This window comes from Chryseobacterium sp. HNCC26DJ238, from assembly GCF_057180465.1.
This window is the reverse complement of record NZ_JBXUGI010000045.1, coordinates 1-1,333: the sequence shown is the minus strand read 5'-3', so window position 1 is coordinate 1,333 and position 1,333 is coordinate 1. Positions and strand designations below refer to the sequence as shown.

Annotated in this window: 1 protein-coding gene; it reads right to left on the bottom strand. The window is 45.5% G+C overall.

Going from position 1 to position 1,333, the window contains the following annotated elements; genetic code table 11:
* On the bottom strand, positions 1-1,333 hold a 1,333-nt coding region (locus AC2A07_RS19620), incomplete at both ends, for an RHS repeat domain-containing protein (protein ID WP_484051791.1).

Sequence of the window (1,333 nt, the reverse complement as noted above, 5' to 3'; positions counted from 1 at the left end):
CGGTTCTGTATAGACCGCATCTGATAATCTGTTTAAACCGTCATATGCGTAGGTATATCTTTTCCGACTGTTGACGGTAGACATATTCCAGTCAATTTCTGCAATATTCCCATTATATCTTCCAGATCCGACAGCGTTGTATTCAGGATCTGTGTATTTCATTTTGTACCCGAAAAAATCTGTTCCAAGATTCACCGGATCATTGATCTTCGTTATCCAACCACGAATGTTGTACTGGTAATCCACGGTCTGAAGAGGAGTAGATGAACTTACCCCGCCCACTTTCTTTGTTTTCAACTGTGAAAGGGGATTGTATTCATTCTGAGCCAGATATTCTACAGGGTTATTGTCTACCTGATGCGTATGCACCAATAACCTGTTCTGATGGTCATAGGTAAAGTTTTCGGTAATCACTCTTTCCATATCAGTTGTTAATCTCTTGTGACGGGTCACCACTTGTTTCGGGGTTCCTGAGAAATCAAGCTGCGATTCCGTTTTGGTATAGCCTCCCAGGTGATTGATGGAGTGGCTCGCCAGTGCTCTTCCTCTTTCATCATACCATGAATAATTCTTTGTCCAGCTGTTATCCTCAATGTTTTTCACTAAGCTCATCACAGGCAGACTTTTGGTGCTGACGGTATTTCCGGTGCTGTTGTCAGTGATGACGGAAATCCCGAATACGGTCGCAGGGAAAGAAGGATTAAAATTGTAAGGAGCATAGGTATCATAATAACTGATACTCAAAAGCTGCAGATATTTATTATCTGCGGGATAGGCTCTTCCGGTATAGTAGACATCCATTCCTTCATGGCTGAATCCTACACTTTCACTGCGCAGCATGCTGTTGCCGCCATTGAGTTCCACCTCTGCCTGTTCTGCGGTTCTCGCTCCCCCGGTACCGATCCCTGTAAATGCGACGCGTCCAAACTGATCATATTTGGTAAACAGCCACTGTCCTTTCGCTTCAAGGTTGGCATCCCTGGTGGCCACCAGCCTGTCCTGTTTATCGTAGAGCATATATTCCCATCCTTTCCCGGGAACCTTCTTTTCAACCGGACGGTTCCTGGCATCATATTTATATCGGTAGCAGAGATTGTTCAGGGTGGTTTCATCCACGGCATTTGCGGCTACTGCCAGAGGCGGGATGACATAAGCCAGTTGGTTGTAGTCATTGTAGACGTAATAAGTGTCAGCACTGGCAGTCCCATCCAGCATTTTCCTCAGGAGGATCGTCTGACCCTGCCCGTTTTTAAATTCAACCGTTTTGTTTCCGTCTTCATCAGTTACCGTATTTTTATAAAGCTGGTTGGCTCCGTAACCGGTTGCCGACAGC